We start from the raw sequence: 17,283 nt of genomic DNA on the forward strand, positions 1-17,283 counted from the left end.
CGAGCCTCAGCGCCGGGTGGGGAACCGCAGGGCGTTCGCCCAGAGCCGGGTGACCGTGGAGACGAGTTCCTCGAAGTCCACCGGGGCACCTCCCTCCTGCGGTTCGCCCAGCACGAAGGCGTTGTAGGCCATGACGCTGACCATGCCCGACAGCGCCCGGGAGGCCAGCATCGGATCGACGTCGCGGTCCGCGACACCCCGCGCCTGCAGATCGGCGATACCGCGGCCGTTGCGGCGGATGAAGGCGTCGGCACGCCGACTCCGGAACTCACGGAACTCCGGCTCCACCTGAGCCACCTGCTCGAGCAGGGCCATCAGCTTCGCGTTCCGCCGGTAGGCCTCGAGATAGGCGCGATTGCTGGCCTCGAGCACCGCGTAGGGGTCGTCGGTGTCCTGCACCCGGTCCATGCCGGGGTGCATCATGTCCTCCTGCGCCTCCAGGAGGACGGCGGCAAGCACCTCTTCCTTGTTGGCGAAGTAGGTGTAGAAGGATCCCGCCGCGCAGTGCGCCTCTTTGGTGATGTCGGTCAGGCGGCACTCGAGATAGCCGTCCCGCTCGAACACCGTCCGCGCGGCCTTCACCAGAGCGGCCCGCGTCCGTGCTCCACGCTTGGTCGTGGGCGGCTCGCGAAGGTGCGAGAGAGGAGCCACGGGCGGTACCTGCTCGCCGTCGATCTCCTCGGGCGCGGTCGTGTCCATCCCGGGAACTTTACCTGGATCCGACGTCATGGTCACAAAGCCGCTGAACCGATCCCGATGCGTTCGGCGAGCTGGCGGCGGGTGTCGGCGGCGCCGGTGTGCAGGACTCCCTCGATGCCGATCCGGGCCGCTCCGTCGAGGTTCTGCTGCAGGTCGTCGATCATGACCGCCTCCTCGGGGCCGACGCCGAGGCGTTCGCACGCGATCGCGTAGATCCGCCGGGAGGGCTTGCGGATGCCGACCTCGGCGGAGATGACGACCGCATCGGCGACAGCGGCGAGGTCGACGCCGTCGTAGGTCCCGTTGCCGAACGAATTGGACACGAGCGCGACGCGATGGCCGGCGGCTCGAAGCTCGTCGAGGAGGGCGAGCATGTCCTGGTCGATCGACATGCCCGCCTGCATCCGGGCCGTGAGCCCCTCGGCCGGCACGTCCGCGCCGTGGGCACGGAGGCGTTCGGCGAAGCCGCGCTCGAAGGCCTCGGTGTCGATACGGCCGCACTCGTGGTCGGCCAGGAGGCCGCGTGCGCGCTCGTCCCGGGCGAGGAGGTTCAGCGGCAGGCGCGGGTCGCCGCCCAGCGAGGCACCGAACTCGGTGAAGGCCTGCAGCACACTGGAGGTGATGACGCCGCCGAAGTCCACCAGGACCGCGGTTCGGGTCTTTTCCGCTACGTACGACACGGTGTCCACACTTCTCTCTCGGGGGCGGCTTGCCGCCGTATCAGCGGGAATTCGAGGCTCAGGCGACCTCGAACAGTCCGGCTGCGCCCATTCCGCCGCCGACGCACATCGAGATCACTACGTACCGGACGCCCCGGCGCCTGCCCTCGATCAGGGCGTGTCCGACCAGCCGGGCACCTGTCATGCCGTAGGGATGACCGACCGAGATCGCGCCGCCGTCGACGTTGAACCGCTCCGGGTCGATGTGCAGTTCGTCCCTGCAGTACAGCGCCTGGGAGGCGAACGCCTCGTTGAGTTCCCACAGGCCGATGTCGTCGATGGTGAGGTTGTGCTGCTTGAGCAGTTTCGGGATGGCGAAGACCGGGCCGATGCCCATCTCGTCCGGGCCGCAGCCGGCGACGGTCATCCCCCGGTAGACGCCCAGCGGTTGCAGTCCGCGGCGCTCGGCCTCCCTCGACTCCATCAGCACCGACGCCGACGCTCCGTCCGACAACTGCGAGGAGTTGCCCGCCGTGACGCCGGACCGCGCGCTCACCTGACCATCGGGCAGCACCGGCGCCAACCCCGCGAGACCTTCGAGCGTGGTCGACGCGCGGTTGCCCTCGTCCCGGGTCAAGGTGACTTCCTCGTCCCGCACTTGACCGGACTGCTTGTCGAGAACCTTCTTGACGCTGGGAAGTGCGACGATCTCCCGGTCGAACCGGCCGGCCTCCTGCGCCGCGGCCGTGCGCTGCTGGGACAACAGCGCGAACTCGTCCTGGCGTTCGCGGCTCACGCCGTAGCGTTCGGCGACGATCTCCGCCGTGTGCAGCATCGGCAGGTAGATGTCCGGCTTGTGCTCGACCAGCCACGGATCGGCCATGCGGTGGGTGTTCATGTGGTCGTTCTGCACCAGCGAGATCGACTCGACGCCGCCTCCGACAGCGACCTGCATGCCGTCCGCGACGATCTGCTTGGCGGCCGTCGCGATGGCCATCAGGCCCGAGGAACACTGCCGGTCGATCGTCATCCCTGACACGGTGTCCGGAAGTCCGGCGCGCAGAACGGCCTGCCGGGCGACATTGCCACCGGAGGACCCCTGCTGCACCGCGCAGCCGAAGATCACGTCCTCGACCTCGCCCGCGTCGACCCCGGCGCGCCGCACCGCGTGCGAAAGGGCATGAGCGGCAAGCTCCTGCGCCTGGACGTCGTTGAACGCGCCCCGGTAGGCCTTTCCGATCGGCGTACGCGCCGTCGAAACGATGACTGCTTCCCTCATGTCGCCTCACTGCCTCGCCGTGATCGGGATACTCGTTATAGTTGAATCCGGCGTCAGGTTCAACTGAATGCCCGGATGATCGAGGGGTAAGGAGCCACCGGCCCGAGGCCGAAAAGGCGTCTTGACAGGCGGCTTCACTGCCTGAAGGGTACCGACCAGTCGGTACGAAGAGGTGGATCGTGACTCTGCTGAGCATCCGCACGGACGCGGGCGTGTTCGACGCGATCGCGGCGGGTCCGCCCGCGGGCCGCCCGGTGCTGTTGCTGCACGGCTTCCCGCAGACGGGGCTGGTGTGGCAACGGCAGGTCGAGGCGTTGGCGGCACAGGGCTGTCGAGTGGTGGCACCCGACCAGCGCGGGTACTCCCCCGGCGCCCGTCCGGAGCGGCCCGAGGACTATCGCATGGGCCGTCTCGTCGACGACGTGGTCACGATCACCGAGGAACTGGGATGGGCGGCGTTCGACCTGGTCGGCCATGACTGGGGCGGCGCGGTTGCCTGGTGGACCGCTCAGGCGCACCCCGGCCGCGTCCGTACGCTGACGGTCGTCTCGACCCCACATCCCGGCGCGCTGGCCACCACCCTGCGCACCGACGAGGACCAGCGCACTCGCTCCCGCTACATGATCGACTGGCGCGAGACGCCCGCGACGGAGGAGCGCATGCTCGCCCACGACGCCCATGAGCTTCGCGGCCTCTTCGCCGGAAAGGTCCCGAAGGACAGTGCCGACACCTACGTACGGCACCTGTCCGAGCCGGGCGCTCTCACCGCGGCCCTGAACTGGTACCGGGCGGGCCGCCCCGACGGTGCGATCGGTGCCGTCGAGGTGCCCACGCTGTACGTCTGGAGCACGCAGGACAGCGCGTTCGGCCCGGCGGCCGCACAGGAAACCGGACGGTGGGTCGACGGGCCGTACCGGTTCGAGACGCTCCAGGGTGTCAGCCACTGGGTGCCCGAGGAGGCGCCCGAAACGCTGAGCCGCCTCCTGCTGGAGCATCTGCGCGCGCACGGCGCGTACTGAACCACCGGCCAGTACCCCCTTCGTCAACTCCCGGAAGAAGAGGCCCCCTTGAAGACAGCGCACGCGGCCTGGCGCCGCCTCGAGCCCCTGCACGGCATGATCTACTTCGTGCCCGAGGCGACGCGACGGTATGCGGATCTCGGTCTGAGCGGACGTACCGGGTACTTCACCTCGCGAAGCGCCGCGTTCGGCCGGACGTCCGCCGAGCTGATCATCTCGACCTTCTACAACTTCAACCCGGATCTCGTACGGCAGGCGGTCGACGGGGCCTGGGAGGCGACGACGCCGCAGCAGGTGCTGGACGCGCGCTACGCCGCGGCGGGGGAAGCCCTGCGGCGGGCGGGAATCCACGAACTGCCCGACCTGGCCGAGGTCCTGGCGCTGACCCGCCAGGCCGCGGAGGCGGCCTGCGAACACACCCAGGGGCGCCCGCTGTTCGCCGCGCATGCCGCACTGCCGTGGCCGGAGGAGCCGGTGCTGCAGCTGTGGCACGCCCAGACACTGCTCCGGGAGTTCCGTGGAGACGGCCATGTCGCGTGCCTGCTGACCGAGGGCGTCGGGGGCCTGGAGGCCCTGGTGCTGCACGCCGCCACCGGTGAGGTTCCCGTCGGCTTCCTCAAGGCCAGCCGGGCATGGCCGGAGGAGGAATGGGCCGGCACCCAGGAACGCCTGCGCGAGCGAGGTCTCCTCGACGGCGACTCCCTCAGCCCGGAGGGCGTACTCCTGCGCCGGCACATCGAGGACCGCACCGACCGCCTGGCCCTTCCCGCCTACGCCGCCCTGGGAGACGCGTGCTGTGAGCGCCTCGCCGAACTCGCGGGCCCCTTCGGCCGCGCCGTCGTCGACGCCGGCCTGCTCACTCGTGCCTGACCTGCATACCGTGGATCACGGGGCGCAGGGCAGTCATGGGCGTTGCCCGCACACTTCCCAAGGGAAGTATGTAGTCCCACCACATGTGCGCCTGACCTTGGGCTTCCTACCGTGTGCCGACACGTACCCGTCCCCACCGCACACGAGGAAGTGGCGCACATGGCCTCAGCAGCATCCGCTCCCCCGACGCCCGCCAGTCTCCAGCGCATCGTCGCCGCCAGCCTGATAGGCACCACCATCGAGTGGTACGACTTCTTCCTCTACGGTTCCGCCGCCGCACTCGTCTTCAACAAGCTGTTCTTCCCCGACTCCGACCCCTTGGTCGGCACGCTGCTCTCCTTCCTGACGTACGCCGTCGGATTCGCCGCCCGCCCCCTGGGCGCGCTGGTCTTCGGGCACTACGGAGACCGGATCGGGCGCAAGAAGCTGCTGGTGCTGAGTCTGCTGATGATGGGCGGGGCGACGTTCGCGATCGGGTTGCTGCCGACACACGCCTCCGTCGGGGCCGCAGCTCCCGTCCTGCTCACCACGCTGCGGCTGATCCAGGGCTTCGCCCTGGGCGGCGAGTGGGGCGGCGCCGTGCTGCTGGTGTCCGAGCACGGTGACGCGCGGCGGCGCGGTTTCTGGGCCTCGTGGCCGCAGACCGGCGCGCCCGCCGGGCAGTTGCTCGCGACAGGTGTGCTCTCCGCACTGACGGCGCTGCTCTCGGACGACGCGTTCGCTTCCTGGGGCTGGCGCATACCGTTCCTGCTCTCCGGCGTCCTGGTGATCATCGGTTTGTGGATTCGTCTCTCTGTCGATGAATCGCCGGTGTTCAAGGAGGCGTTGGCCAGGGCCGAGGCCCGCAAGGCCGACCGGGCGGCAGTGGCCGAGAAGATGCCGCTGGTGTCGGTGCTGCGCCACCACTGGAAGGACGTACTGATCGCCATGGGCGCGCGCATGGCGGAGAACATCAGCTACTACGTGATCACCGCGTTCATCCTCGTCTACGCCACCACGTCGGCCGGCGTCTCCAAGCAGACCGCGCTCAACGCCGTACTGATCGCGTCCGCCGTGCACTTCGCGGTCATCCCGGCCTGGGGCGCCCTGTCGGACCGGATCGGACGGCGTCCGGTCTATCTGCTGGGCGCGGTCGGCGTCGGCCTGTGGATGTTCCCCTTCTTCTCCCTCATCGACACCGGCGGCTTCGGCAACCTGATCCTCGCGGTCACCGTGGGCCTGGTGCTGCACGGCGCGATGTACGCGCCCCAGGCCGCCTTCTTCTCCGAGATGTTCGCGACCCGGATGCGCTACTCCGGTGCCTCCATCGGCGCCCAGTTCGCCTCGGTCGCGGCGGGCGCCCCGGCTCCGCTGATCGCCACGGCGCTGCTGTCGGAGTACGACAGCTCGACCCCGATCTCCCTGTACGTCATCGCCGCGGCCCTCCTGACGATCCTCGCCGTGGGCGTGGCCAAGGAGACGCGCCTGCGGGACCTGGCCGACGTCGAGTCGTCCGTGGACGAGCAGCCCGCGACGGCCCCGGCGGACGCCCGCACCGTCTGACCTGCCGCCACCGGCCCCCGTACGCCGCGCGTACGGGGGTCAGTACTGTGCCGACAACCGGTGCAGCCGCAGGGCGAGTTGGATCTCCAGCGCGCGGGCGGGGCTCTGCCAGTCGCCGCCCAGCAGGCGGCCGACGCGCTCCAGGCGCTGGGCGACCGTGTTGACGTGGACGTGCAGGGCGTCCTTGGTGCGGGCCGGGCTCATGCCGCAGGTGAAGTAGGCGTCGAGGGTGCGGGTGAGGTCGGTGCCGCGTCGCTCGTCGTAGGCGACGACCTCGCCGATCGTGCGGTCCACGAAGCCCGCGATGTCCCGGTCCCCCGCCAGCAGCAGGCCGAGGAAGCCGAAGTCCTCGGCCGCGGCCCCGTCGCCGGAGCGGCCGAGCAGGCGCAGGGCGTCGAGGCAGCGCCGGCCCTCGGAGTAGGCGGCGGCCACGGTGTCCGCGTGGGCGGCGAGATCCTGGACGGGACCGGAGGCGCCGACGGTGACCGCTTCGTGCACCGCCGTGCCCAACTGGCGGGCGGTGCGCCGGGCCAGGTCGGTGGCGGTGTCGCCGTCGACCAGCGGCAGCACCAGGACGGTGCCGCCGTCGCGGGCGGCTGCCAGGCCGTGCCTGGTGGCGGCCAGGTGCGAGGCGGCGGACCACAGCCGGCGGCGGGCCTCCGCCTCCTGGTCGGCGTCGGGTGCGGTGGCGTCGAGCCGGGCCGCGAGCACGACATGCGTGGCGTCGAGGTCGGCGTGCAGCCGCGCTGCACGCTCGCGCAGCAGGCGCGGGTCGCGGTCACGGGCGTCGAGGAGGTCGTCCAACAGCTCGCCGCGGACGCGCTGTTCGGCCTCCGCGGCGGAGCGTCTGGCGAGCAGCAGCAGCGAGGTGACCATCGCGGCGCGCTCCAGGGTGAGCTGGTCGACGGGGTCGAGACCGGGGTGGCCGCGCAGCACGAGCGCGCCGAGCAGCTCGCCGCCGGCCGTCACGGCGGCGATCCAGTCGTCCTGGTGGCGCACCGCGTGGCCTTCGGCGCGGGACGTCTCCAGGGGCGCCGGGGGCGCGTCGACGGCTTCGGTGAACTCGACCGTGCCGTCGAGGACTTGGGAGACGGCGGCGGCCACGTCGTGGACCCCACCGCCGCGCAGCACGAGTTCGGCGAGCCGGTCATGGACGTCGGAGGCGCGCTCGATCACGGCGCTGCGGTCGCGGATGATCTCGTTGGCCCGCTCCAAGCCGGCGAGGGCCGACCGGGTCTCGCCCAGCATGTTCGCCGAGTCGATGGCGGCGGCGGCCAGCGCGGCGAACGAGCCGAGCAGCGCGATCTGCTCCCGCTCGAAGACCCGGGCGCGCCGGTCGGCCGCGAAGAGGACGCCGATGACGTGGTGGCCCAGCATCAGGGGCACGCCGAGGATGGCGACCAGGCCCTCGTCCCGTACGCCGGTGTCGATGGTGTTCGTGTGCTGGAAGCGGGCGTCCTTGAAGTAGTCGTCGGTGACGTACGGGCGGGCGGTCTGGGCGACCAGGCCGCCGAGCCCCTCCCCCATGCCGAGCCGCAGCTGCTGGAAGCGGGCGGCGACCGAGCCTTCGGTCACCCGCATGTAGGTGTCGCCCCGGTCCGGGTCGTTCAGGCTGAGGTAGGCGACGTCCGTGCCCAGCAGGGACCGGGCGCGCTGCACGATGGCCTGCAGCACTGAGTCCAGGTCGCGCAGGCCCGCGAGGTCGTGGGCCGTCTCGAAGAGCGCGGACAGCTCGGCCTCCCGGCGGCGCCGTCCCTCCAGCTCCGCGCGCACGCGCAGCGCGAGCAGCTTGGCGTGCTCGAGCGCGGCGATCACCTCGGCCGGCCGGCCCTCGGCCCGGGCGAGCAGCACCGGCTGCTCGTAGGCGTCGGCGGACGCGCCCCTGGACAGCAGCTCCAGGAACGGCGCCTCGGCGCCGGTGAGCGCCGAATCCGCAGCCGGGGCGCCGACGACCGCCGCACCGGCCCCTTCGGCGCCGGCCCGCTCGGCGGACTGCACGTGATCACGAGACATGCTCACAGGATTCCTCATCGCCCGGCCGCCCCGTCAGCCCTGTGGACAACTCGTCCTCGGACGGGCCCGGGTCCGGTCAGTGCGCGGTCCAGCCGCCGTCGAGCACCAGCGAGGTGCCGGTGACGAAGGAGGCCGGCGGGCTGCACAGATAGGCGACGGCCTCGGCGACCTCCTCCGGCTCGATGAGCCGCTTGAGCGCGCTGTCCTGCAGCAGCACGTCCGTCAGGACGCGCTCCAAAGGGATGCCGTGCGTCTCCGCCTGGTCGGCGAGCTGCTTCTCGACCAGGGGGGTGCGCACATAGGCGGGGTTCACGCAGTTCGAGGTGACGCCGTGGGGTGCACCTTCGAGGGCGGCGGTCTTGGACAGGCCCTCCAGGCCGTGCTTGGCGGCCACGTACGCCGACTTGTAGGCCGAGGCGCGCAGCCCGTGGACCGAGGAGATGTTGACGATGCGGCCCCACCCCTGGCCGTACATGTGCGGGAGCGCTCCGCGGATGAGGCGGAACGGCGCCTCGAGCATCACCGTGAGCACGGTGTGGAAGACGTCCGGCGGGAACTCCTCGAGCGGGCGCACCAGCTGCAGCCCGGCGTTGTTGACCAGGACGTCGGTGCCCGCGGCGGACAGTTCGGCGGCGTCGAGGTCGGTGAGGTCGAGGACGTGCGGTTCCACGGTGCCCGCGAGGCCCCGGGACTCCTCGGCGAGCGACTCCAGGCCCGTGACGTCCCGGTCGACCGCTCTGACCTTGGCCCCGGCGGCGGCGAGCCGCAGCGCACAGGCGCGGCCGATGCCACCGGCGGCGCCGGTGACGAGGGCGGTGCGGCCGCCGAGGTCGAGCGAGGAGGCGTGGGGGGCCGGAAGGGCGCTGGGCGGAGTCATGAGTCGACCCTAAGCAGCGGCCTCGCCCGCCTGCATGTGTTTGCAGCCCATACTTCAGTCAGAAGTGATGGGCTCGAACCATGTGGGGTCGTCGGACAGCGCCTGCTTGATCCGGAAGTGGTGGTACTCCGTCATGACGGGCAGCGCGTCCAGCGCGAACCAGCCGACCTCCAGGGACTCGTCGTCGTTCACGCACGCCTCGCCGCCCACGGCACGGGCGCGGAAGCAGATGTCCATGAACTGGCAGATGTCGCCGTTGGGGTAGGTGACCTGCCGACCGGAGCGCACCGCGACCAGGCGCTCGACTACGCACTCGACACCCGTCTCCTCCTGCACCTCCCGCACGATCGCCGCGGCGGGCTGCTCGCCCGGGTCCGGGATGCCGGAGATCAACGCCCACTTGAGGTTGTCCGCGCGCTGTCCCAGCAGGACTCTGCCCTCGTCGTCGAAGACGACGGCGCTGACACCGGGGAGCCAGAGCAGCTGATGGCCGGCGGCGGCCCGGATGTCACGGATGAAGTCAGGAGTTGGCATGCCACCGACCCTAAACGGCCGCTGCCCCGGTCCCGGCGTCCTCCGCCAGGCGTACGGACGGCGTACGGCTACACGCCGTGGGCGCGCCGCGCCCGCAGACCGGCGCCGATCGCCCAGCCCAGGCCGCCCGCGGCGATGAGCACCAGGGCCAGCTCCGGCAGGGTACCCAGCCGCGTGGCGGGCGTCTCGGACGACCGCAGCGGCACCTTCTGCACCAGGTGGTCGGCCACGAACATGCCGGTCTTCTGGGTGATCTCGCCGTCCGGCATGATGATCGCGCTGACGCCGCTGGTCACCGGCACCGTGACGGTCCGGCTGTGCTCGACGGCGCGCACCCGGGACATGGCGAGCTGCTGATAGGTCATCTCGCTGCGGTCGAAGGTCGCGTTGTTGCTCGGCACGGAGATCATCTGCGCGCCGTCGGTGACCTCGGAGCGCACCGCCCAGTCGAAGGCGGCCTCGTAGCAGGTGACCAGGCCGACCTTGGCGTGGTCCATGCTGAACACGCCCGGCTCGGTGCCCCGGCTGAAGTCCTGGCGGACCATCGAGGTCCAGTTGCTGTTGATGGCGCCGATGAGCGAGCGCAGCGGCAGGTACTCGCCGAAGGGCTGGATCTGCCGCTTGTCGTAGGTGTCGGTGGGGCCCTTCTTGGGGTCCCACAGGATCTGCTCGTTGTAGAGCTTGCCGTGCCGCTCGACGACTCCGCCGACCGAGATCGGCACGCCGATCGCCTTGGCGGCCTGGTCGATGACGGCGTACGCGTCGGCGTTGGCGAAGGGGTCGACGTCGGAGGAGTTCTCCGGCCACAGCACGAAGTCGGGCCTGGGTGTCTTGCCCGCCTTGACCTCGGCGGCGAGCCGCAGCGTCTCGCGCGCGTGGTAGTCGAGCACGGCCCGCCGCTGGGCGTTGAACTCCAGACCGGAGCGGGGCACGTTGCCCTGGATGACCGCGACGGTGGCGTAGCCGTTCTCGGCCTTGTCGCTCACCAGCGGCCGCGCGGCCACCGCGCCCACCACCGGCACGGCCACGCTGAGCAGTGCCGCGGCCGCCGCCGAGCGCTGCACGGCCCGGGTCCGCCGTCCTTCGAGGACGAGGCGTACGACCTCGCAGAGGCCGAAGCCGCACAGCGCGACCGCGAAGCCGAGCACCGGGGTGCCGCCCAGCGCGGCCAGCGGCAGGAAGACGCCGTCGGCCTGCCCGAAGGCGACCTTGCCCCAGGGGAAGCCGCTGAACGGCACGCGCGCGCGTGCCGCCTCGCCCGCGATCCACACCGCGGCGGCCCACAGCGGCCAGGCCGGAAGCTTCGAGACCACCGCGACGCCCGCGCCGACCAGCGCGATGAAGATCGCCTCGATCGCCACCAGCGCCAGCCAGGGTCCGGAGCCGACCTCCACGCCGGTCCACACCAGCAGCGGCAGGAGGAAGCCGAGGCCGAAGAGGTAGCCGAGGCCAAGGCCAGCCTTCCAGCTGCGGCCGCGCAGCACCCAGCCGAAACCGGCGAAGGCCGGCAGGGCCAGCCACCACAGGGTGCGTGGCGGGAAACTGACGTAGAGCAGCACTCCGGAGAGCGCGGCGGCGAGGGCCGGAACGAGGCGTACGAGACGCGCCGCGCGCGATGCGGGCGCGGACTGCGGCTGCAGCTGGTCCGACTCGTCCACGGAGGTTGCGGTGACGGTCACCCCGGGAGTGTACGGCCGGTGACCTTGGCACGGACAGCTCGGTCCGGATGGCAGGCGCCCACGTCCCGGGCGTCCCAAGCGCCGCAACGTTCCTGCGTAACTCGGCCCAACTCATCCACAAACCGGCCATCAGCCGTTACGGTGTGCCCAGCAAGTCGCCCGGCCGGACACGGCCTCGGCGGCCTGGGTCGTACGAGGTCGGGGGGCCTTTCGGTCGGGGTCTGGGGGCGGGGTGGGTTCCACGGGGATGACGTCTGACGCCGGTCCTGGGGAGATCAGCGAAAGACGAAACGTTTCGGACGCGGCGGGCGTGATCGTGCTCGGTGCGTGTGCCACCTGGTCGCTGATCACGGCGACCGTGCGGGAGGGCCGGCCGGAGGGCGTGCTGCTCGCGGTGCTGGCGGTGGCCGCCGGTTATGCGGCCGGACGGATCTGCGGGGCGCTGCTGCCGGTGGCGACGCCGTGCGCCGGGGCGCTGGCCGGGCTCGGTCTGGCCGTGGCCGTGCCGCACCTGGCTCCGGGACCCCAGATCGTCGCGCCGCTCGGGCACTCAGGTGCCACGGCCGCGCTGCTGACCCTGTGCGTCGGCGCGGCGTGCTGCGCGGCCTGGTCCGCCGAGTCGCCGACCGTGCGCTACATGCTGGTCGCGCTGGCCGTCGGCATCACGGTGTCCGCGGCCCTCATGGGCTCGACCAGCGGGTTCGTGACGTGCACCGCCGTCCTGCTGTGTTCCCTGGCCGCCGGCCGGATGACCGGCCGCGGTCTGGGCATCGCCGGCCTCGCCCTGGCCGCGCTCCTGGTGACCGGCATGACCTGGGCCGTCGCCGGAAACGCTCTGCCCGACGGGCTCACTGCGTCGCTGGAGGGCCAGCTCACCCCGCACCGGATCGATCTGTGGCGCGACGCCCTGCACCTGGCGCACCGCAACGCCGCCCTCGGGGTCGGCCCGGAGCGCTTCGGGGAACTGAGCTCGACGGCGAGCCGGACCCTGCTGTCGGACGGCAAACCGCACTCGGCCCTGCTGCAGCAGGCGGCCGAGCAAGGTGTCATCGGCGTGGTCCTGCTCGGGGCGTCGTTCTGCTGGGTGCTGCACGCGCTGTGGCGCTCACCGCGCCCCACACCGGTCGTGCTCACCGCGGGAGCCGCCCTCACGGCGCTCGCTGCGATCGCCTCGGTCGGCAATGCGCTGAGCTTCACCGCAGTGTCGGTGGGGGCGGGACTTCTCGCGGGCGTGGCGACGGCTCGGCCGCTCCCCGGGGAGTCACCGCAGCCGGAGGTGGACGCACGCCCGCGTGGTGACCGGCTGACGCCGTGAGCCGCTGATCAGGCCGTGAGCCTCGATCAGAGGGAAGAGCCCGACCGCAGCCGGTCCCTGATGACGCCTACGGCGGCCTCGGCGTTGTCCACGGTGATCGTGAACGTATGGCCGTCCCACAGGCGCAGGACGACACCCTCACCGCGCCGTACGACGACCGCGGTGCCCTTCTCGGGACGCCAGCGGTAGCCCCAGCCGCCCCACTGGCGCGGAGTGACGTGCTCGGCGAACTCGGCGCCCGCGACATGGGAGAGGGGAATGCGGCGGCGCGGCACCCCGATGTGGCCGCAGCGCACCTCGACGCACTCCTTGTCGAGCTTCATGTCGACGTGCACGAAGGCGAGCGTGCCGAAGAGGACCAGGAGTCCGGCGGCGATGCAGCCGACCACGGACATGACGAGGGGGGCGACACCGGACGTCCAGGCCGAGTCGACCGCGAGCTCGACACCGAGCGCCATGAAGGCCGCACCGCCCAGCGCCAGCAGCCACTGCACCTTGTTGGTGGCGCGTCCGGTCCAGACCTCGGGATGCTTGGCGTTCTCGCCGTGGGGGTGGTCCCTCATGCATACGAGATTACTCATGTTCCACTGCGCGGGCACCGAGTCGCGCAGCGTGACTCCGCCGACCGAATGACCCTGGACCCCATCCGCCCGTTTCGCGGCTTTCGGTCATCCTGCGGGGCTGACCGCCTGGGAGGAGGCGGCCTTCCTCATAGGCCAGGGCAGGCGCTACGAGGGCGCCCTCGCGCCCGCTCAGCAGCACCGTGAGCGTTCCTGTGGCCGGTGCCCCGGGCGCCGGCTGCGCGCCGAGGCGGCGCAGCGCCTGGGCGGCCACGGCTCCCGCAGAGCCGTGCAGTACGAGCGGCGGAAAGCCCGGCTGCTGCACGGCGGCGCGGATGCGCTCGGCGACGAGCTCGTAATGGGTGCAGCCCAGGACGACGGTCGTTACATCATTCGGGGTCAGCGCGGCGGCCGCGGCGACAGCGCCGTCGATGGCCGCCTCGTCCGCGTGCTCCACCGCCTCGGCGAGACCGTGGCACGGCACCTCGGTAACCGTGACGCCGTTCGCGAACTCCGCGATCAGATTGCGCTGGTAGGGGCTGCCGGTGGTGGCGGGCGTCGCCCAGATCGCCAGCGGACCGCCGCCCGCGGCCGCCGGCTTGATCGCCGGGACCGTGCCGATGACCGGCACACCGGGTTCGAGGCGGGCCCGCAGGGCGGGCAGGGCGTGCACGCTCGCCGTGTTGCAGCCGACGATCAGGGCGCCGGGCCGGTGCGCGGCGGCCGCCTCGGCCACCGCGAGGGCGCGCTCGGTGAGGTCCTCGGGGGTCCTGGGGCCCCAGGGCATGCCGTCGGGGTCCAGGGAGAGCACCAGATCTGCGTCGGGCCGCAGCCGCCGCACCGCGGCGGTGGCCGCGAGCAGGCCGATTCCGGAGTCCATGAGCGCGATCTTCACCCGGCCACGATAGTCGATGGCTCCTGATGGGCCGGTGGAGTGGGGCACACTGCGCGAGTGAGCGCCATTGTGTGGATCGCCGCCGTATCACTTGCCGCCTGGCTGTGGCTGTTGCTCTGTCAGGGCTTCTTCTGGCGTACGGACATCCGGCTGCCGCCACGGGAGGAGCCGGCCCTCTGGCCGCCGGTCTGCGTGGTCGTGCCCGCGCGTGACGAGGCCGACGTGCTGCCCGCGAGCCTGCCGTCTCTGCTGGCCCAGGAGTATCCGGGCCGGGCGGAGATCTTCCTCGTCGACGACGGCAGCTCGGACGGCACCGGTGCGCTCGCGCGCGAACTGGCGGACACGCACGGCGGTCTGCCCCTGACGGTCGGCTCCCCCGGCGAACCGCCCGCCGGCTGGACGGGCAAACTGTGGGCCGTACGGCACGGCATCGGTCTGGCACGCGCGCGTGAGCCCGAGTATCTGCTGCTGACGGACGCGGACATCGCGCACGCGCCGGACAGCCTGCGGGAGTTGGTCGCCGCCGCGCACGGCGGCGGCTTCGACGTCGTCTCGCTGATGGCCCGGCTGCGGGTGGAGAGCCTCTGGGAGCGGCTCGTGGTGCCGGCCTTCGTCTATTTCTTCGCGCAGCTGTACCCGTTCCGCCGGATCGGTGGGAAGGGCACGCGGACGGCGGCCGCGGCAGGCGGCTGCGTGCTGCTGCGCACCGAGGCCGCCGAGCGGGCGCGAATCCCGGACGCCATCCGGCACGCAGTCATCGACGACGTGGCGCTGGCGCGCGCGGTCAAGGGCGGCGGCGGGCGTATCTGGCTGGGGCTGGCCGAGCGGGTGGACAGCGTGCGCCCCTATCCCCGGCTGCACGACCTGTGGCGGATGGTGTCGCGCAGCGCGTACGCGCAGTTGCGGCACAACCCGCTGGTGCTGCTCGGAACGGTGATCGGACTGGCCCTTGTGTACCTGGTGCCGCCCGCTGCCCTGGTCGTGGGGCTGGTCACCGGGCAGACGGCGGCCTGGGCCGCCGGCGGTCTCGCGTGGCTGGTGATGACGGGGACGTACGTCCCGATGCTGCGCTACTACCGCCGGCCGTTGTGGCTCGCTCCCCTGCTGCCGTTCACCGCGTTCCTCTATCTCCTCATGACGGTCGACTCCGCGGTGCAGCACTACCGGGGGCGCGGTGCGGCCTGGAAGGGCCGCACCTACGCACGCCCGGACACCGTCACGGACGAGCACCCGCTCTAGGAGCGAGCGCTTCTGTCCGGGCGCTCACTTCCTGCCGGGGGTCCAGTTCATGCCCCACCCGTAGGCGTAGTCGATGGTCCGCTGGGGGCTCACCCCGCGCTCGGGCACCAGGTAACGGGCCTCGCGCTGGACCATCAGGTCGCCGCCCGTGTTGGTGATCAGGGCGAGGGCGCACACCGTCGAGGGGACGGTGCACTCGTCGAGCGAGAAGTCGATCGCGGCACCGAACTGCGGCTGGAGGGTGACCGACGCGTGCAGGTCCGCGAAGGAGCGCGCGCCTTCGTAGATGGTCACGAAGACGAGGATCCGCCGGAAGTCCTGCTTGTGGTCGAGGTTGATGGTGAGGTTCTCACCGCTCTCGACGGCTCCGGTGCGGTCGTCGCCGTCGAGGTGGATGTACGGCGGCTGGTGCAGCGCCCCGAAGGCGTTGCCGAGGGCCTGGATGACGCCCTTCCTGCCGTCGCTGAGTTCGTACAGGGCGCACAGGTCCAGGTCGAGGTCACGGTGATTGGCGACCGCGCGGCCACGCTTGCTGCCCCAGCCGGAGAACTGCTTGCGCACCTGCCAGTTGAGGTTCACGCGCATGGCACCCGAGGTGCCGCCCTGTTTGGCCAGCGAGACCGCGGGCGCCGCCTTGGTGAGCGTGACCTTGGTCAGCCGGACCGGCTGCGCAGGAGGCGCCTGCGGCGGGGGCGGCTGCACGGCGGCCGGGGGTGTGACCGGCGGGGGCACGTTCACGGGCGGCGCGACCGGCGGAGGCATCGTCACCGGAGGAGCGACGGGCGGCGGCATGGTCACCGGCGGTGCGGCCGGGGGCGGAGCCGAGGACGCGGCGTGCTGCGGTTCGTCCACCGCGATGCCGAAGTCCGTGGCCAGGCCTTCCAGTCCGCTGCTGTAGCCCTGGCCGACGGCACGGAACTTCCAGGCGCCCTGGCGGCGGTAGAACTCGCCGAGCACGAAAGCGGTCTCGACGGTCGCGCCCGCGCTGTCGAAACGGGCCACCACACCGTTCTGCGCGGCGTCGCGCACCTCGATGTAGAGGTCGGGAATCTGGCCGAAATTGCCGCCGTCCGAGGAGGCCGCGAGCACGACGGTCTCGATCGCGGGCTCCACGCGCGCGAGGTCGACCAGAAGGGTGTCGACGATATGGCCGCCGCCGTCCCGCTTGCCCTCGTGCCGGACCGCGCCGGAGGAGTGCGTCGCCTGGTTGTAGAAGACGAAGTCGCCGTCGGAGCGGACCTTGCCGCCCACGAGCAGCAGCGCCGAGGCGTCCGCGTCCGGCACGCCGGGTCCGGAACGCCAGCCCAATTCCACCCTCAGTGCCGTCGTCGGCACCGGCGTATTCGAACCTTTCGACATTGACATGTCCGCCCCCATCGCGTCTCACCGCGCCAGTCGGTGTCCCGGCAGCCCTCCGGGTTGTCTCCCGCACAACCTATTCGGTGCGACGGCGAACTCCCACGAGCGGCGCAGGATCACCGGCGACCGACCCGTCGGTAACCCTCTGCGAGCTGGCCTTTACAGGATTCAGACGCCGATCGGCGCCCCTTTTTGCCAAGTTCGCTCGCATTGGGGATCCCGCGTCACTGCGGACACTGAAAACAACCCTCTTATCGGTCTCCCCAACTAGCACATCGAGGGCTTAACTTATGAGCCATGACCTCCCCCCGCTCCACCTTCGGCGGCGGTTACTACTCCGCCTTCCCGGACACCCCGATCTACGACCGGCTGGTCGCCGAGCGGGGCACCCCTCAGATCGCCCCGATCCGGGTCCCCGCCGCCTACGACACGCCGGGCAGTTACCTGCCGGCTCTGCCGTCAGCACTTCCCGCCCTTCCGGCGGGTCCCTCTGCCCAGACCTCCTACGGCTATCCGCAGGCGCAGCAGCCGGCACCGCTGCAGCAGGCGCCCGCCGCGTACATCCCGCAACAGGCCTCCGCGCCGCGCGGATACCCCGGCCAGCAGATGCCGCAGCCGCAACGGCCGATGCCGTCCGGAATGGGCTACGAGGCCATGCGCCCCGCGGCTCCCCGACCCGCCCCGACCCAGTACCAGGATCCGTACTACGGGCAGCAGCAGTACCGCGGCGGTTACTGAACCGTC

Annotated in this window: 16 protein-coding genes; 6 read left to right on the top strand and 10 right to left on the bottom strand. The window is 71.5% G+C overall.

Annotation, left to right across the window (positions count from 1 at the left end):
- Positions 1–6: 6 nt before the first annotated feature.
- From ACGFYN_RS12175 to ACGFYN_RS12185, 3 genes are read right to left on the bottom strand one after another with little or no spacing between them, the layout of a single operon-like run.
- Positions 7–699, bottom strand: coding sequence for a TetR/AcrR family transcriptional regulator (locus tag ACGFYN_RS12175; RefSeq protein ID WP_393865694.1), 693 nt, complete (start codon positions 697–699; stop codon positions 7–9).
- Positions 700–731: 32 nt separating this feature from the next.
- Positions 732–1,379, bottom strand: a complete 648-nt coding sequence (locus ACGFYN_RS12180) for an HAD family hydrolase (protein ID WP_393865695.1) — start codon at positions 1,377–1,379, stop codon at positions 732–734.
- Positions 1,380–1,437: 58 nt separating this feature from the next.
- Positions 1,438–2,637 (bottom strand): acetyl-CoA C-acyltransferase, encoded by a 1,200-nt coding sequence (locus tag ACGFYN_RS12185; protein ID WP_393865696.1) that lies wholly within the window; start codon positions 2,635–2,637, stop codon positions 1,438–1,440.
- Between the two features lie 179 nt (positions 2,638–2,816).
- Here ACGFYN_RS12185 and ACGFYN_RS12190 point away from each other — a divergent pair, with 179 nt between their 5' ends.
- From ACGFYN_RS12190 to ACGFYN_RS12200, 3 genes are all read left to right on the top strand, one after another.
- A complete protein-coding gene (locus ACGFYN_RS12190; RefSeq protein WP_393865697.1) occupies positions 2,817–3,656 on the top strand; it encodes an alpha/beta fold hydrolase in 840 nt (279 codons plus the stop codon).
- A gap of 48 nt (positions 3,657–3,704) precedes the next feature.
- Positions 3,705–4,526 carry a hypothetical protein gene (locus tag ACGFYN_RS12195; protein WP_393865698.1) on the top strand — a complete coding sequence of 274 codons (822 nt, stop codon included), beginning with the start codon at positions 3,705–3,707 and terminating at the stop codon, positions 4,524–4,526.
- A 159-nt stretch (positions 4,527–4,685) separates the two neighbouring features.
- Positions 4,686–6,068 (top strand): MFS transporter, encoded by a 1,383-nt coding sequence (locus ACGFYN_RS12200; protein WP_393865699.1) that lies wholly within the window; start codon positions 4,686–4,688, stop codon positions 6,066–6,068.
- A 39-nt stretch (positions 6,069–6,107) separates the two neighbouring features.
- Here the strand turns inward: ACGFYN_RS12200 and ACGFYN_RS12205 are convergent, their stop codons facing one another.
- The 4 genes from ACGFYN_RS12205 to lnt form a co-directional block, all read right to left on the bottom strand.
- On the bottom strand, positions 6,108–8,081 hold the full coding sequence (locus ACGFYN_RS12205) for a helix-turn-helix domain-containing protein (RefSeq protein ID WP_393865700.1): 1,974 nt from the start codon (positions 8,079–8,081) through the stop codon (positions 6,108–6,110).
- Between the two features lie 76 nt (positions 8,082–8,157).
- Positions 8,158–8,958 (bottom strand): 3-hydroxybutyrate dehydrogenase, encoded by an 801-nt coding sequence (locus ACGFYN_RS12210; RefSeq protein ID WP_393865701.1) that lies wholly within the window; start codon positions 8,956–8,958, stop codon positions 8,158–8,160.
- Positions 8,959–9,012: 54 nt separating this feature from the next.
- A complete protein-coding gene (locus ACGFYN_RS12215; protein ID WP_393865702.1) occupies positions 9,013–9,492 on the bottom strand; it encodes an NUDIX domain-containing protein in 480 nt (159 codons plus the stop codon).
- Between the two features lie 68 nt (positions 9,493–9,560).
- A complete protein-coding gene (gene lnt / locus ACGFYN_RS12220; RefSeq protein ID WP_393865703.1) occupies positions 9,561–11,171 on the bottom strand; it encodes an apolipoprotein N-acyltransferase in 1,611 nt (536 codons plus the stop codon).
- 247 nt (positions 11,172–11,418) lie between these two features.
- Here lnt and ACGFYN_RS12225 point away from each other — a divergent pair, with 247 nt between their 5' ends.
- On the top strand, positions 11,419–12,486 hold the full coding sequence (locus tag ACGFYN_RS12225) for an O-antigen ligase family protein (protein ID WP_393865704.1): 1,068 nt from the start codon (positions 11,419–11,421) through the stop codon (positions 12,484–12,486).
- Between the two features lie 26 nt (positions 12,487–12,512).
- On the opposite strand, the gene ACGFYN_RS12230 is transcribed toward ACGFYN_RS12225, so the two are convergent.
- Together ACGFYN_RS12230 and ACGFYN_RS12235 are read right to left on the bottom strand one after the other, a co-directional pair.
- A complete protein-coding gene (locus ACGFYN_RS12230) occupies positions 12,513–13,049 on the bottom strand; it encodes a hypothetical protein (protein ID WP_393865705.1) in 537 nt (178 codons plus the stop codon).
- 10 nt (positions 13,050–13,059) lie between these two features.
- Complete coding sequence (locus tag ACGFYN_RS12235; protein WP_393865706.1) at positions 13,060–13,941, bottom strand: glutamate racemase; 882 nt, start codon at positions 13,939–13,941, stop codon at positions 13,060–13,062.
- Positions 13,942–14,010: 69 nt separating this feature from the next.
- Here ACGFYN_RS12235 and ACGFYN_RS12240 point away from each other — a divergent pair, with 69 nt between their 5' ends.
- The gene (locus ACGFYN_RS12240; RefSeq protein ID WP_393865818.1) at positions 14,011–15,180 is read left to right on the top strand and encodes a glycosyltransferase; all 1,170 of its coding nucleotides are present in this window, start codon (positions 14,011–14,013) and stop codon (positions 15,178–15,180) included.
- A 24-nt stretch (positions 15,181–15,204) separates the two neighbouring features.
- On the opposite strand, the gene ACGFYN_RS12245 is transcribed toward ACGFYN_RS12240, so the two are convergent.
- Entirely contained in the window at positions 15,205–16,539 is a 1,335-nt protein-coding gene (locus ACGFYN_RS12245) for a TerD family protein (RefSeq protein ID WP_393865819.1), read from the bottom strand.
- 297 nt (positions 16,540–16,836) lie between these two features.
- Here ACGFYN_RS12245 and ACGFYN_RS12250 point away from each other — a divergent pair, with 297 nt between their 5' ends.
- Entirely contained in the window at positions 16,837–17,277 is a 441-nt protein-coding gene (locus ACGFYN_RS12250) for a DUF6643 family protein (RefSeq protein ID WP_393865707.1), read from the top strand.
- Positions 17,278–17,283: the final 6 nt, after the last annotated feature.

Origin of the sequence: Streptomyces sp. NPDC048419, from assembly GCF_043200415.1 — a bacterium.
GTDB lineage: Bacteria > Actinomycetota > Actinomycetes > Streptomycetales > Streptomycetaceae > Streptomyces.

What these genes read in the sequence shown, in the direction of transcription:
- ACGFYN_RS12175 (WP_393865694.1), bottom strand. Translation starts at nt 699, where the DNA reads ATGGACACGACCGCGCCCGAGGAGATCGACGGCGAGCAGGTACCGCCC.
- ACGFYN_RS12185 (WP_393865696.1), bottom strand. Translation starts at nt 2,637, where the DNA reads ATGAGGGAAGCAGTCATCGTTTCGACGGCGCGTACGCCGATCGGAAAG.
- ACGFYN_RS12200 (WP_393865699.1), top strand. Translation starts at nt 4,686, where the DNA reads ATGGCCTCAGCAGCATCCGCTCCCCCGACGCCCGCCAGTCTCCAGCGC.
- ACGFYN_RS12205 (WP_393865700.1), bottom strand. Translation starts at nt 8,081, where the DNA reads ATGTCTCGTGATCACGTGCAGTCCGCCGAGCGGGCCGGCGCCGAAGGG.
- ACGFYN_RS12210 (WP_393865701.1), bottom strand. Translation starts at nt 8,958, where the DNA reads ATGACTCCGCCCAGCGCCCTTCCGGCCCCCCACGCCTCCTCGCTCGAC.
- ACGFYN_RS12215 (WP_393865702.1), bottom strand. Translation starts at nt 9,492, where the DNA reads ATGCCAACTCCTGACTTCATCCGTGACATCCGGGCCGCCGCCGGCCAT.
- ACGFYN_RS12225 (WP_393865704.1), top strand. Translation starts at nt 11,419, where the DNA reads ATGACGTCTGACGCCGGTCCTGGGGAGATCAGCGAAAGACGAAACGTT.
- ACGFYN_RS12230 (WP_393865705.1), bottom strand. Translation starts at nt 13,049, where the DNA reads ATGAGGGACCACCCCCACGGCGAGAACGCCAAGCATCCCGAGGTCTGG.
- ACGFYN_RS12245 (WP_393865819.1), bottom strand. Translation starts at nt 16,539, where the DNA reads ATGTCGAAAGGTTCGAATACGCCGGTGCCGACGACGGCACTGAGGGTG.
- ACGFYN_RS12250 (WP_393865707.1), top strand. Translation starts at nt 16,837, where the DNA reads ATGACCTCCCCCCGCTCCACCTTCGGCGGCGGTTACTACTCCGCCTTC.